The following is a 12,441-nucleotide window of genomic DNA, read 5'->3' on the forward strand; positions in this document are numbered from 1 at the left end:
TAAGCATGGCCGCTTTGGTGGCCTGAATCAGACGAAAGTAATCAGTTAAAACGACTAAACTATTGTTTAGTCGTTTTTGTTTCTCAAGATGTACAAAATTTTGGTATAATGAAGTAGTACCTATTCATGAGTAAGCTTGGTATAACAGTATGTTAAGCGCTTACAAAGTAGTATACTAGGAGGTAGTATGAGGTTTTTTGCACGATTAGCGATAACGATGTTAGTTTTTTTAGTGCTTTCAGCACTTTTTCAAGATCAATTTCGTGTTGATAATTGGTTAACAGCTTTGGGCGCAGCTTTAGTGTTGGCAGTATTAAATACAATTATTAAACCAATTTTGACGATTTTAACGTTACCGTTGACATTTTTAACTTTTGGTTTATTTACAATTGTTATCAATGCTCTTATGCTCGAACTAACAGCAGACCTTGTTGGCGGCTTTGATTTTTTAAATTTTGGCTGGGCCATGTTAACGGCGATTATTTTGTCGCTTGTAAACACCATGTTGACAACTGACTTACGCGTAAACGTAGAAAGAAAATAAAATGGCACAAAATTCAGTAACAGTAAAACAATTAGTCGATAATACACGTCTTGAAATTGTGGCTGGCGCACAATACTTAGAACGTGATATTATAACAGCAGACATCTCACGGCCTGGACTTGAAATGACGGGTTACTTTAATTATTATGCACCAGAACGGGTGCAATTACTTGGTATTACGGAAACGTCTTTTTCAGAGCGTATGGGTCATGAAGAACTATTGATGGTATATCGTCGCATGGCTGATGCTAAAACGCCTGCGTTTGTTGTGTCAACAGGGCTACCAATTAGCGAGGAGCTCAAACAAGCGGCTAGTGAGGCGCAAATTCCAATATTAACGTCAACACTAACTTCTTCGCGTATTTTGTCTAATATGACTTATTACTTAGGTGGCCAACTAGCACCACGTGAAAATGTCCACGGTGTTTTGATTGATGTGCATGGTTTAGGTGTGTTAATTACGGGCGATGCCGGTATTGGCAAAACGGAATCGGCACTAGAATTAATACAACAAGATAAGGCGCGTTTGGTTGCTGATGATCGTGTGGATATTTATCAAGAGGATGAAGAACGTTTAATCGGTGAACCAAATGGTGTTCTCCGTAATATGATGGAAATTCGTGGTGTGGGTATTATTGATGTGCAACAAGTTTACGGTGCTGTTTCTGTCCGTTCACATGCAACAATTGCACTGAATATTCATTTATCCAGCGGTAAGATTGGTGAAGCTAACTTTGACCGTTTGGGAAATGATAATGACACACTTGAAATTCTGGGCGTTAAAATCAAACGAATGGTTGTGCCTGTCACACCTGGTCGTAACACAGCTAGTGTGATTGATGCAGCGGCAGTAAAATTCCGCACAGCTAATATGGGTATTGATGCCTTAAAAACACTAGAAAAGCGCATGTCTGCGGAAATGCTAAAAAACGAAAAAACAGATTTGGAGAATAAAAATGACTAAGATAGCGGTTCTTGGTGCTGGATCATGGGGGACTGCCTTAGCCAATACTGCCTCGGAAAATGGGAATGACGTCCGTTTGTGGACGCATAATGCTGATCAGGTAGTAGAAATTAACCAAAAACACCAAAATGTTAAATATTTACCAGATGCCACGTTAACTGACCGTTTGGTAGCGACCAACGATATGTTGGCAGCTGTTAAAGATGTTGATATCGTACTAAGTGTGGTACCAACTAAGGCCGTTCGTGAAGTCGCCAAACAACTTACGCAAGTCTTACAAGAACTATCCCAAACAGTTATTTTAGCGCATGCCACAAAGGGACTAGAACAAGACACTTATAAACGTATTTCCGAGATGTTAGCTGAAGAAGTACCAGCAGCTTACCGGTCAGCGCTAGTTGTCGTATCAGGGCCCTCACATGCTGAAGATGTCATCAAGCATGACTTAACAGCTGTTTCGATTGGTAGTTCAGATGAAGCGGCTGCAAAACTATTGCAATTGGCATTATCTAATCATAGTTTTCGGGCATACACAAATCATGATTTACTGGGTTCAGAGTTATTTGCAGCTTTAAAAAACATTGTGGCAATTGGCTCGGGTATGTTGATTGGCTTGGGTTATGGTGCAAATGCGCAAGCGGCATTGTTAACAAGAAGCCTAGTTGAGATGCGTGAACTTGGCTTAGCTATGGGTGCTAAAGAATCAACATTATATGAGCTCGCTGGCATTGGCGATTTAATTGTGACAGGAATGTCGCCAAATTCACGTAATTATCGTGCTGGCGTGGCACTGGGCAAAGGTAAAAACTTGCAACAGGTTATTGATGATATGGGGATGGTTATTGAAGGCGTAAACACAACAAAGGCTGTTTATGATTTTTCAAAAACCTACCATGTGAATATGCCTATAACGGATGCAATATATCAAGCATTGTACGAAGATAAGCCGCTGCGTGAGGTCATTAAAGATCTCATGTCACGACCACTCAAGTCTGAAGATTAATCTATCCTAGGGCATAAAAGAAGAATAAGAAAGAGAGTAGTAATTAAAATGAAACCAGTACGTAAAGCAATTATCCCAGCAGCTGGATTAGGTACGCGTTTTTTGCCTGCTACAAAAGCCTTAGCTAAAGAAATGTTACCAATCGTAGATACACCAACAATAGAATACATTGTTCGTGAGGCCATTGCTTCAGGCATTGAGGATATTGTTATTGTTGATGGTAAGTCAAAACGATCGATTGAAGATCATTTTGATTCAAACCCTGAGCTGGAAAATAACTTACGTGATAAGGGTAAGGATGAATTACTAAAGATTGTCCAAGAAACAACCGATATTAATATGTACTTTATTCGCCAATCACATCCCAAAGGTTTAGGTGATGCTGTGTTAACAGCTAAAGCCTTTATTGGTGACGAACCATTTGTGGTCTTATTAGGGGATGACCTAATGGAAGACGACGTGCCATTAACAAAGCAACTAATCCAACGCTATGAAGAGACTGGTGAATCAACGTTGGCTGTTATGAAAGTGCCTCATGATCAAGTTTCTGAATATGGCGTAATTGATCCAGCAGCTGAAGCTTCAAACGGCTTATATCGTGTCAAATCATTTGTTGAAAAACCTAAACCAGAAGATGCGCCATCTGATCTAGCAATTATTGGACGTTATTTGTTAACACCTGAAATATTCGAAGAATTAGAAAACACGAAGCCGGGCAAAGGTAATGAAATACAACTAACAGATGCCATTGATTCATTAAATAATCGCCAACATGTTTATGCTCATCAATTTAAAGGCAATCGTTATGACATCGGTTCAAAAATTGGTTTCTTAGAAACCAACATTGAGTTTGGACTCAAGCATCCACAAACCAAAGATCAATTACGTGCCTATATTAAAGAACTAGCAGCCAAACTTTAAGATACAGCTATCGTCTAGAGTTTATCAACGTGTTTAAGTTACATGAGACGTATTAAAACGTGTTGGTTAAGAGAAAATCGTTCCGCTCGACAAATAACCTAAACGCGTGTAAAATTAGATTAACAAAAAGTAAGTGAAATGAGGTCTACTCGATGGCAGATTATAAGCAGTATGACGTTGTGATTATTGGGGCGGGACCTGCAGGCATGACAGCTGCCACCTATGCATCACGCGCTAATTTATCAGTTATGATGTTAGATCGTGGCATATATGGCGGTCAAATGAACAATACAGCTGAGGTTGAAAACTATCCTGGATTTGAGTCTATTTTAGGACCCGATTTATCAGAAAAGATGTATGCCTCTTCAACAAGATTTGGTGCTGAATATGGTTTCGGTGTTGTTGAAAGTATTGAAATAGAAGGGCATAATAAAATTATTCATACGGATATGGATAATTATATCGCTAAGGCAGTTATTATTGCTACTGGTTCAGAACATACACATTTAGGTGTTGATGGTGAAGAGGACTATCAAGGCCGTGGTGTGAGTTATTGCGCTGTGTGTGACGGAGCGTTCTTCCGTAATGATGACGTCGTTGTCATTGGTGGTGGTGATTCTGCTGTTGAAGAGGGCCTATATTTAGCTAATGTAGTTAAATCGGTTACTGTGTTGCATCGACGTGATAAGCTTCGTGCCCAACAAATTACGCAAGAACGTGCTTTTGCTAATGATAAAATGTCATTTCGTTGGCACATTGAAGTCACTGATATTCTCGGTAATGGCGACAAGGTTACTGGTGTTCGTGTGATTAATAATCAAACGCAAGAAGTATCTGAAATTGCGACAGGTGGTGTTTTTGTGTATGTTGGTCTCAAACCCAATACACAAGGACTTGAGAATTTGAATATTACGGATAAAGCCGGTTGGATAATTACGGATGATCGTATGCAGACATCTGTTGATGGTATCTTTGCTGTGGGTGATGTTCGGGCAAAAGAATTACGTCAAATTACAACTGCTGTCGGTGACGGTAGTGTGGCAGGACAGGGTGTTTATGATTATATTAGTGCTTTGCCTGCCGAAGTTAAATCAGTGTAATGTGTTTTAAAAAGTAAATTGCCAGCAATTTACTTTTTTTATTAGGTAAAAAATAAAAAAAGTTTTTATTTTTATTTTCTCATAAAAGTGACTAATTCTTTGAAGAATAAGTATTGGAAAAAATATGAAATTTTCTGAAAATAATCATTCTTATTTTCATCTTGAAAAGCGTTTGACAATTGAGGTGCAAGCGGTTACAATTATTTGTGTTAAGATGCACAAAGAAAGTGTCTTTTTGTTTAAAAAAGGAACCGGTTCTAAACCGATATTTTAAGGAGAGAATAATGCAAAGTCAAGATAAATGGGTTACCAAAATCGCATTTCTGGCTATTTCATTCATGTTAACTAGCGCCTATGCGATCAATGGGGCCATGCCTCAAATGACAAAAGCTTTAGGCGTATCTGCAACACAGGTGCAAGCCTTAGCAACGACACCATCAATTGTCGTGACTGTGTTTGTGCTATTAAGTTCGTTCATCGCAGCTAAACTAGGTGATAAAAAGACGATTATCTTAGGGCTATTTTTAGTCGGTGTTGCAGGAGTTGTGCCTTTTTTTGTTAATTCGTACTATGCCATTTTAGTATCAAGAATGGTATTAGGCGCAGGTCTTGGTATCTTTAATTCACTGGCTGTTTCGATGATTGCTGTGATGTATCAAGGTCAAACAAGAGCAACAATGCTTGGCTGGCGTGCGGCAGTAGAACAAATCGGTCAAGCAGTTTTGACGTTTGTCGCTGGTTTGCTTTTGAATATTAATTGGCATGCGACATTCTTGGTTTATCTTTTAGCTTTTCCAATTCTTTATTTGTTTTATGTTCGCGTACCAGACACGTCGGAAATGCTAGCTGATCATACAGCAGAGAAAAAAACAGAAAAGGTTCAGGTTGATTCACCAAAATCAATTAGCCCACTTGTTTGGGTTTTGACGTTGTTTGCTGCATTTTTAGTGATTGACTACATGGCAATTCAACTTAGTTTCCCATTCATGGCACAGAGCGCTGGCGTATCCGGTTTGTTGGTTTCTACAATCTTATCGTTTATGTTAGTTGCCGCAATGGTTGGTGGTCTAGTGTATGGTGGTATGCAAAAGTTGTTTGGTCGGTTTACTTTACAAGTTGGTTTGTTATTAATGGCAGTATCTAACTTCTTAGTAGCTTTCTCAAATCACAATTTTATCATGCTAACAGTGGGTGTCCTATTAATAGGTTTCCCAATGCAATTGATATCACCATTTATATTTAGTCAATTACCTAACTTAGCACCGCTGAAAAAACAACCATTTGTGACGTCAATTGTATTGATTGGCTTTAACGTCGGCGTCTTTGTTGAACCATTTATCATTTCACTTTTGTCTAAAGTAATGGGTAATGAGACAAATAGTGTTGATGAAGCTGCCTACACAACAATTCCATTATTGGGCGTTATTTTGTTAATTATTGCAGTGATAACATTTATCACAAATCGAAAAAAAGCTTAATCAATTTTAAATTTGCGCCTTTAGGTGGCGCAATAAAAGTAACCCAAATTCTATGATAGTATGTACAATGTTTACACAAGGAGAACGGAAATCATGAAAAAACTGACAAACGAAGCGATGCTTATCACATATGCTGATTCACTTGGAAAGAACCTAAAGGAACTTAATCAAGTATTGACTAACGAACTTGATGGTGTTGTAGGTGGCGTTCACGTCTTACCATTTTTCCCATCAACTGGCGATCGTGGCTTTGCACCTGAAGAATATGAAACAGTAGATCCAAAGTTCGGTGACTGGTCTGATGTTGAAAAATTAGCAGATAAGTATTACTTAATGTTTGACTTTATGTTGAACCATATTTCACCACAATCAAAGTATTTTCAAGATTTTTTGGAAAAGAAGGAAGAATCAGAATATTATGATATGTTCTTGAAGTATTCAGAATTCTGGCCAGAAAATCGTCCAACAGATGCAGATATTGATATGATTTACAAGCGTAAGGATAAGGCACCTTTTGCCCCTGTAACGTTTGCTGACGGCACAACTGACCAAGTTTGGAACACATTTGGTGACCAACAAATGGATTTGGATGTTACTAAAGAAGTAACAAAAAAGTTTATTAAAGATTCATTAGTTAATTTGGCTCATCATGGTGCGTCTGTTATCCGTTTGGACGCCTTTGCATATGCTATCAAGAAGTTAGACACAAATGATTTCTTCGTTGAACCTGAAATTTGGGCAATCTTAGACGAAGTACGTGAAATTTTGGCTGCTGAAGGCTCAGAAGTATTACCTGAAATTCACGAACACTACAAGATTGTTCGTAAGATTACTGATCACGACATGTATTCATATGACTTTGCATTGCCATTATTGACACTGTATTCATTATACTCAGGTAAGACCAACCGTATCGCTGACTGGTTACGTCAAAGCCCAATGAAGCAATTCACAACATTGGACACGCACGATGGTATTGGTGTTGTTGATGCAAAAGACTTGTTAACGCAAGAAGAAACAGACTTTACTACTGAAGAAATGTATAAGGTTGGGGCAAATGTTAAGAAGATATTCTCTTCAGCTGCTTACAACAACTTGGATATTTATCAAATTAACACCACATACTATTCAGCATTGGGCAACAATGATGCGGCTTACTTATTAGCACGTGCCACACAAATCTTTGCGCCTGGTATTCCACAAATTTATTATGTTGGTTTGCTTGCTGGTGAAAATGATATCGAACTTTTGGAAAGCTCAAAAGAAGGTCGTAACATTAACCGCCATTATTATGATTTGGCTGAAATTGCTGAAACAACAAAGCGACCAGTAGTTTCAAACTTGTTTGATTTGCTACGCTTCCGCAATACAAGCGCTGCCTTTGATTTAGAAGGTAAAATTGAAGTTGTCAATGATGGTGAAAATGAATTAACAGTAACACGTTCATCAGCAGATGGTAAGACAGTAGCTGTATTGGACGCTAACTTTGCAACTAAAAACTTTACTGTAACTGAAAATGGTAAAGAAATATTTACGACAAGGTAATTGTCAAATTCATAAGCGCCTAGGCGCTTTTTTGCTAGAATAAATTAATGATTGTGGTATATTTTTCAAAATCATACGAAAATAGCGGCCTTGTAAAGGTGAGACTTAACTTATTTGTTTGAAAAGAATTAAATTTTGTTATAATGAACTTATAAAATATAGGAGAAAAACATGAGCTATCAAAAAAGTTTAGCACAATGGCAAGCAGCTACATTGCCTGACTACTTGGAAAAGAATCTATCTGAATACACACCGGATCAACAAGAAGATGCCTTTTATCAAAATTTGAGTTTTGGTACTGCCGGTATGCGTGGCGTTTTAGGTGCTGGAACAAACCGTATGAATATTTTTACGGTACGCCAAGTAACAGAAGCATTGGCAAGATATATTGATGCCCAAGGTGAAACCGCAAAACAGCGTGGAGTTGCTATTAGCTTTGATTCACGTCATTTTTCGCCTGAATTTGCATCAGATGCGGCACGTGTATTATCAGCGCATCATATCCAGTCATATTTGTTTAGGAGTTTGCGTCCAACACCTGAATTGTCTTTTGCAGTTCGTGAGTTAGGTGCCTTTGCAGGAATTATGATCACGGCATCGCATAATCCTAAAGAATATAATGGCTATAAAGTCTACGGTGAAGACGGTGGACAAATGGTACCAGAGGCGGTTGATATTGTTGTTGCGGAACTAGAGCAGATTACAGACATATTCAATATTGCCTTAGATACGACAGATGAATATGTTCAAATAATTGATTCAGATATTGATGATAAATATCTTCAGAATATTGCGACAGTTACAGTTGATAAAAACTTAGTTGCTAAAGAAGGAGAGTCATTAAAGTTTGTCTACTCGCCATTACATGGGACTGGACAATACATTGGTGAAAAAGCGTTGCAACAAGCTGGATTTACGAACTATTCCATCGTCAAGGAACAGGCTGTTATTGATGGTGATTTTCCAACGGTGAAAAAGCCTAACCCTGAAGATGCGGCTGCGTTGGAAATGGCGATTGCTTATGCTAAAAAAGACGGTGCTGATGCTGTCGTTGCAACCGATCCAGATGCTGATCGTATGGGTGCTGCAGTTAAATTGGCAGATGGTAGTTTCCAAGTATTAACAGGCAATCAAATTGCGGCTGTTTTAGTTAACTATTTGTTGACAGCTAAGAAAAATACACATACATTACCCGAAAATGGCGCAATTGTTACATCTATTGTATCATCACGTTTTGCTTCAAAAGTGGCCGAAAGCTTTGGCGTGATTACTGCAGATGTTTTGACAGGGTTCAAATACATTGCTGCAACAATTGACCAGTACGAAGCGACTAAAGAACAGACTTTCTTGTTTGGATTTGAAGAGAGTTTTGGTTATCTCGTTAAACCATTTTCACATGATAAGGATGCCATTCAAGCACTTGTTCTATTTGCTGAAGTTGCTGCTTATTATAAATCTCAAGGTAAAACTTTTGCGGATGGCTTGCAGGAGTTGTTTGAAAAGTTTGGTTACTTTGAAGAAAAGACCATTAGTTTAGATTTTCCAGGTATTCATGGTGTTGATGAGATGGCAGCCATTATTGCTAAGTTTAGAGATCATCAGCCTATCACAATTGGTGGTTTAAAGGTTATCCGAACACAAGACTTTTCAACAGCGACACAAACAACTAATGAAGGTCAAGTGACAACATTACCACAGCCGAAGGCTAATGTTTTGAAGTATTGGCTTGAAGATGGGTCATGGGTTGCAGTACGTCCTTCAGGAACTGAGCCTAAATTGAAATTTTATATTGGCGTAGAATCAGAGTCACAGTCAGCGTCTCAAGCTAAAATTGATGTGATATCAGAAGATTTAATGACTTACACAAAATAATATACCAACAATAGACAATAAAAAAATAATTTGTTATAATGTATGAAGGCCTAAAAGCCATATTAACGATAATCCGCTGTGCGTTTAGTCTAAGGACGAGTGTAAGATTGTCGACTAGGAGAATGACCAATGCGTCAAAATAGTATTTTAGAAAACATTACATCAGCACAATTACGTTCTGATATCCCTGAATTCCGTGCTGGTGATACAGTCAAGGTCTTTGCTAAGATTGTTGAAGGCACACGCGAACGTATTCAATTGTTCGAAGGTGTTGTTATCAAACGTAAGGGTACTGGTATCCAAGCAACATATACAGTACGTAAGATTTCATCTGGCGTTGGTGTGGAACGTACTTTCCCATTACACTCACCACGTGTTGATAAAATTGAAGTAACGCGTTTTGGTGCCGTTCGTCGTGCCAAGTTGTACTACTTGCGTGCTTTGCAAGGAAAAGCAGCTCGTATCAAAGAACGCCGTCGCGACGTTTAATTTATTTAAAAACACACCCCTGGGGTGTGTTTTTATCTAAGTAAAGCATAAAATTAAACTTTTTATTTTGTAATATTTACGTAATAGAACAGCAAAGTCTACGATATAAAAAAACGCCCTCGAGGGTTTATACTTAATACATACTCGAATAATATTTGAGTTTCATTACTCCCCTAGTAATGTTTCAATCAGCCCCCCAATTACTGATTGATTGAGTTGTTAACTTTATGGTTAGCAGCTACCCCCTGACCATTGCCCTCTTCGGTCAGGGGGTTTTTATATGCATTTAGATTTAGTCAAGCAAAGCAAAAGTTATTATGCGATAAAAGACGAACAAATGTTCTTTTTGTGATAAAATATAGATATGACTGATTTTTTAATTGCTAATGATACACGTAAAATTTTACATGTGGATCTTGATGCATTTTATGCCCAAGTTGAAATGCGTGATAATCCTGAATTACGAACCAAGGCGCTGATTATTTCACGTAATCCAGAAGAGACGGGCGGGCATGGTGTCGTGACGACAGCTAATTATATTGCCAGAAAGCTCGGTGTTCACTCCGCAATGCGTGCAGCTGAGGCCAAACGCTTGGCACCTAATGGCATTTTTTTGACGCCTAATTTTAATAAATATAAACTTGTTTCCAAACAAATTCATGAGATTTTTCATACTTTTACAGATAAGGTCGAACCTATAGCATTTGATGAGGCATATCTTGACATAACGGACTTAAGCCAGCCAAGTACGCAAATAGCTGCAGAAATCCGGCATGACATATTAAAAGCGACACGATTAACAAGTTCTATTGGTGTATCCCATAATAAATTGTTGGCAAAATTAGGTTCCGAATTTAATAAGCCAAATGGTGTCACAGTGATCACACCAGAAAATATGTTGTTATTTCTTGACGAATTAAGTATTGGTGAATTTCGAGGCGTTGGTCAAAAAACACGTGAAAAATTTGAAAACATACATATTGAAAACGGCGCGCAATTACGAGTTATGTCTTATGAAGAACTACGCGCATTATTTGGTAAAATGGGCGAGAACCTTTATTGGCAGGCACGTGGCGTTCATTTTGGCGAGGTAAAATGGCAACGTCAGCAGCAGTCGATTGGTAAAGAAGAAACATTTGACCAGATGTTACATCGAGAACTTGATATACAAGAAGAATTTAAAAAACTAGCTGCCAGCATGATTAAAGCCATGCGCACACGTCATCTTGTGGGTCGAACACTTAATATTAAAATACGTGATGCTGATTTTGTGACAACGACACGAGCGACAACGCATGAAAAACCTTGGCCGCTCTCAGAAGAAGCATTTGTCCAAAATGCACAAGTAATATTTGATGAACTGGTGGAAGCGCCGTTTTCCATTCGTTTATTAGGCATGTCCATGAGTAATTTACAATCAAGTGCATTTGAGGAAATGACGTTGTTTTAAACGTGATATACTAGATAAAGGCATACGACGTCCACGTGCCGAGACACAAAATGAGAAAGACAAAATTATGGCAACAATTGAAGTGCAATTATTTGAACAAATTAAACGATACGAGACCATTATTATTCATCGTCATCAACGACCTGACCCAGATGCATTTGGGTCACAACTAGGGTTAAAGGCTATATTAAAGGCAAGCTTTCCAGAAAAACATATTTATGCCGTTGGTAAAGCAGTTCCTGGATTAGCATGGATGAGCGAAGATAGCTCGTTTATGGATGACATTCCTGACAAAACATATCGTAATGCCTTAGTTATTATGGTAGATACGGCAAATGCGCCACGTATTGATGACCAACGTTGGTCGAATGGATTGGAAACAATTAAGATTGATCATCACCCTAATGATGAACCTTATGGTGATTGGCAGTGGGTTAAGGAAGGTCACTCTGCAACAAGTACCATGATTTTTGAGTTTTATGAAGCGCTCAAGGACCAAGGGCTTGTTATGACAGACCAGGCGGCACGTTTACTATATATTGGTATTGTTGGCGACACTGGTCGGTTTATGTATAGTATGGATCAGGAAACTTTTCGCGTTGTTTCGGAACTGTTTGGGTACCATTTTGATTATGAAGCTGTTCACCATAGCATGGAAACAATTTCTGAGAGTGCTGCCAAATTATCCGGCTATGTTTTACAAAATCTAACTATTTTGCCTTCTGGCTTTGCTTATCTGATATTAACCAAAGCTTTAGTTCAACAATTTGATTTGCGCGAATCAGGAACGGCGTTTGTCGTACCTTTACCGGCTAAAATTGATAAAGTCAAAGCTTGGGCCATTTTTGAAGAACAAGACGAAGGGAATTACCGTGTTCGGTTGCGTTCACGGACGATTATTATTAATAAAATTGCGAATCAATTTGAAGGTGGCGGGCATCCAATGGCTTCTGGCGCTTGGGCACAAACCTCACAGGATGTTGACCGTTTAATCAAAACAGTTGACGAAGCATTGATGACGCAATACGGTAGCGAAGAAACCAGCTCAACAAATAATTGAGCTTATTGAAAGTAG

General features: G+C 38.5%; 12 protein-coding genes. All 12 read left to right on the forward strand.

What is annotated here, in order from left to right; translation table 11 throughout:
• The first annotated feature begins 187 nt into the window (after positions 1 to 187).
• The 12 genes from JOD28_RS04050 to JOD28_RS04105 all read left to right on the forward strand — a co-directional run bounded on the left by JOD28_RS04050 (position 188) and on the right by JOD28_RS04105 (position 12,426).
• Positions 188 to 544 (forward strand): phage holin family protein, encoded by a 357-nt coding sequence (locus tag JOD28_RS04050; RefSeq protein WP_204769605.1) that lies wholly within the window; start codon positions 188 to 190, stop codon positions 542 to 544.
• A 1-nt stretch (position 545) separates the two neighbouring features.
• Positions 546 to 1,508 (forward strand): HPr(Ser) kinase/phosphatase, encoded by a 963-nt coding sequence (gene hprK, locus JOD28_RS04055; protein WP_204769606.1) that lies wholly within the window; start codon positions 546 to 548, stop codon positions 1,506 to 1,508.
• Complete coding sequence (locus JOD28_RS04060) at positions 1,501 to 2,511, forward strand: NAD(P)H-dependent glycerol-3-phosphate dehydrogenase (protein WP_204769607.1); 1,011 nt, start codon at positions 1,501 to 1,503, stop codon at positions 2,509 to 2,511. Before hprK ends, JOD28_RS04060 begins: the two co-directional genes overlap by 8 nt.
• Positions 2,512 to 2,559: 48 nt before the next feature.
• Positions 2,560 to 3,432 (forward strand): UTP--glucose-1-phosphate uridylyltransferase GalU, encoded by an 873-nt coding sequence (gene galU, locus JOD28_RS04065; RefSeq protein ID WP_204769608.1) that lies wholly within the window; start codon positions 2,560 to 2,562, stop codon positions 3,430 to 3,432.
• Positions 3,433 to 3,584: 152 nt separating this feature from the next.
• A complete protein-coding gene (gene trxB / locus JOD28_RS04070; RefSeq protein ID WP_204769609.1) occupies positions 3,585 to 4,532 on the forward strand; it encodes a thioredoxin-disulfide reductase in 948 nt (315 codons plus the stop codon).
• 124 nt (positions 4,533 to 4,656) lie between these two features.
• Positions 4,657 to 4,806, forward strand: a complete 150-nt coding sequence (locus JOD28_RS04075) for a hypothetical protein (protein ID WP_204769610.1) — start codon at positions 4,657 to 4,659, stop codon at positions 4,804 to 4,806.
• A gap of 10 nt (positions 4,807 to 4,816) precedes the next feature.
• Complete coding sequence (locus tag JOD28_RS04080; protein WP_204769611.1) at positions 4,817 to 6,010, forward strand: MFS transporter; 1,194 nt, start codon at positions 4,817 to 4,819, stop codon at positions 6,008 to 6,010.
• 93 nt (positions 6,011 to 6,103) lie between these two features.
• Positions 6,104 to 7,555: a sucrose phosphorylase gene (gene gtfA / locus JOD28_RS04085; protein WP_204769612.1), complete on the forward strand. Its 1,452-nt coding sequence runs from the start codon at positions 6,104 to 6,106 to the stop codon at positions 7,553 to 7,555.
• Positions 7,556 to 7,726: 171 nt separating this feature from the next.
• Complete coding sequence (locus JOD28_RS04090) at positions 7,727 to 9,427, forward strand: phospho-sugar mutase (RefSeq protein WP_204769613.1); 1,701 nt, start codon at positions 7,727 to 7,729, stop codon at positions 9,425 to 9,427.
• A gap of 129 nt (positions 9,428 to 9,556) precedes the next feature.
• Positions 9,557 to 9,916, forward strand: a complete 360-nt coding sequence (gene rplS / locus JOD28_RS04095) for a 50S ribosomal protein L19 (RefSeq protein WP_013103804.1) — start codon at positions 9,557 to 9,559, stop codon at positions 9,914 to 9,916.
• Positions 9,917 to 10,280: 364 nt separating this feature from the next.
• On the forward strand, positions 10,281 to 11,366 hold the full coding sequence (gene dinB / locus JOD28_RS04100) for a DNA polymerase IV (protein ID WP_204769614.1): 1,086 nt from the start codon (positions 10,281 to 10,283) through the stop codon (positions 11,364 to 11,366).
• 67 nt (positions 11,367 to 11,433) lie between these two features.
• Positions 11,434 to 12,426 carry a DHH family phosphoesterase gene (locus JOD28_RS04105; protein ID WP_204769615.1) on the forward strand — a complete coding sequence of 331 codons (993 nt, stop codon included), beginning with the start codon at positions 11,434 to 11,436 and terminating at the stop codon, positions 12,424 to 12,426.
• The last annotated feature ends 15 nt before the right edge of the window (positions 12,427 to 12,441 follow it).

It is taken from the genome of Leuconostoc rapi, assembly GCF_016908715.1.
In the GTDB taxonomy this organism is placed as follows: domain Bacteria; phylum Bacillota; class Bacilli; order Lactobacillales; family Lactobacillaceae; genus Leuconostoc; species Leuconostoc rapi.

Excerpts from the sequence above, each read along its gene's own strand:
- hprK (WP_204769606.1), top strand. The coding sequence starts at position 546 with ATGGCACAAAATTCAGTAACAGTAAAACAATTAGTCGATAATACACGT.
- rplS (WP_013103804.1), top strand. The coding sequence starts at position 9,557 with ATGCGTCAAAATAGTATTTTAGAAAACATTACATCAGCACAATTACGT.
- JOD28_RS04080 (WP_204769611.1), top strand. The coding sequence starts at position 4,817 with ATGCAAAGTCAAGATAAATGGGTTACCAAAATCGCATTTCTGGCTATT.
- dinB (WP_204769614.1), top strand. The coding sequence starts at position 10,281 with ATGACTGATTTTTTAATTGCTAATGATACACGTAAAATTTTACATGTG.
- JOD28_RS04060 (WP_204769607.1), top strand. The coding sequence starts at position 1,501 with ATGACTAAGATAGCGGTTCTTGGTGCTGGATCATGGGGGACTGCCTTA.
- JOD28_RS04090 (WP_204769613.1), top strand. The coding sequence starts at position 7,727 with ATGAGCTATCAAAAAAGTTTAGCACAATGGCAAGCAGCTACATTGCCT.
- galU (WP_204769608.1), top strand. The coding sequence starts at position 2,560 with ATGAAACCAGTACGTAAAGCAATTATCCCAGCAGCTGGATTAGGTACG.
- JOD28_RS04050 (WP_204769605.1), top strand. The coding sequence starts at position 188 with ATGAGGTTTTTTGCACGATTAGCGATAACGATGTTAGTTTTTTTAGTG.
- trxB (WP_204769609.1), top strand. The coding sequence starts at position 3,585 with ATGGCAGATTATAAGCAGTATGACGTTGTGATTATTGGGGCGGGACCT.
- gtfA (WP_204769612.1), top strand. The coding sequence starts at position 6,104 with ATGAAAAAACTGACAAACGAAGCGATGCTTATCACATATGCTGATTCA.
- JOD28_RS04075 (WP_204769610.1), top strand. The coding sequence starts at position 4,657 with ATGAAATTTTCTGAAAATAATCATTCTTATTTTCATCTTGAAAAGCGT.
- JOD28_RS04105 (WP_204769615.1), top strand. The coding sequence starts at position 11,434 with ATGGCAACAATTGAAGTGCAATTATTTGAACAAATTAAACGATACGAG.